Source organism: Paraburkholderia fungorum (assembly GCF_046026025.1).
In the GTDB taxonomy this organism is placed as follows: domain Bacteria; phylum Pseudomonadota; class Gammaproteobacteria; order Burkholderiales; family Burkholderiaceae; genus Paraburkholderia; species Paraburkholderia fungorum_E.
The window spans coordinates 1-866 of sequence record NZ_JAQQFL010000100.1; the positions used below are offsets into that span (position 1 = coordinate 1).

Annotated in this window: 1 protein-coding gene; it reads right to left on the minus strand. The window is 61.0% G+C overall.

Annotated features, from left to right (window positions below; translation table 11 throughout):
* On the minus strand, positions 1 to 866 hold an 866-nt coding region (locus PQR67_RS38175), incomplete at both ends, for a glutamine synthetase family protein (RefSeq protein ID WP_408467950.1).

Sequence of the window (866 nt, forward strand, 5' to 3'; positions counted from 1 at the left end):
GTGTATTTCTGCAGACCGGCGATATAGCCCGTAAACAACGAGGTGGGCTTGCCGTCCGGACCGGTGAACAGGTTGTGGCCGGTTTCTTCGTCCACGAGGCTCTGGTGCATGTGCATGGCCGAGCCCGGTTCGCCTTCCATCGGCTTGGCCATGAAGGTCGCGTACATCTTGTGACGCAGCGCGGCTTCACGCACCGTGCGTTTGAACAGGAACACGCTGTCGGCGAGTTTCAGCGGGTCGCCGTGCATGAAGTTGATCTCCATCTGCGCGGCGCCGACTTCATGAATCAACGTATCGACTTCCAGTTCCTGCACTTCGCAGTACTCGTAGATGTCCTCGAAGAGCGGATCGAACTCGTTGACCGCTTCGATCGAATATGCCTGACGTCCCGTCTCCGGACGGCCCGTACGGCCGATCGGCGGTTGCAGCGGCAGATCCGGGTCCTTGTTCATGTCGACCAGGTAGAACTCCAGTTCGGGCGCGATAACCGGCTTCCAGCCTTTGGCCTTGTAGAGTTCGAGCACGCGGCGCAGTACGCGGCGCGGCGAGATCGCGACGGGCGTGCCGTCGAAGTGAACGCAATCGTGGATCACCTGGGCGGTCGGATCGACGGCCCACGGAATCATGCGGATGGTGCTGGCGTCAGGCACGCAGACCATGTCCGGGTCGGTGACGCCGGTGAGCGTGCCGTCTTCCGGATAGTCGCCTGTGACGGTCTGGATCATCACCGCTTGCGGCAGGCGCATGGACTCGCCGGATTCGAATTTGCTGCGCGGAATGATCTTGCCGCGTGCGATCCCGGCCATATCCGGAATGATCGCTTCGATTTCGGTGACGCGGTTCTTCTTCAGGAAGTCGTCGATTTC